Source organism: Chromohalobacter sp. HP20-39, assembly GCF_033052815.1.
Taxonomy (GTDB): Bacteria; Pseudomonadota; Gammaproteobacteria; order Pseudomonadales; family Halomonadaceae; genus Chromohalobacter.
The window spans coordinates 1-258 of record NZ_JAWHTP010000852.1 but is presented as its reverse complement, the minus strand read 5'-3'; the positions used below and the strand labels follow the sequence as shown (position 1 = coordinate 258).

1 protein-coding gene is annotated in these 258 nt (G+C 55.8%); it reads right to left on the bottom strand.

The window, feature by feature from the left end:
• Positions 1 to 258: MFS transporter (locus RVY79_RS20375; protein ID WP_317466407.1), on the bottom strand; the 258-nt coding region annotated here is incomplete at both ends.

Genomic DNA, 258 nt, shown 5'->3' with positions numbered 1-258 from the left:
CAATCCCGTGGTGACGCCCCAGCAGGCATAGATGACGCACAGCGTTTCGTAGGATGGCGCGGTGGAATACAGATAGCCCAGCGCACCCGTCATCACCAATGAAAAGCTGATCAGAATGCGCGGGCGGACCCGGTCTGCCAGCCAGCCGCTTGGCATATAGCAAACAACAAACACCGTGCCCAAGATGGAATACAGCGTACCGAGCTGCAGGTCATTGAGCTTGAAGAACTCCAGAATCGTGACTTCATACACCTTGCG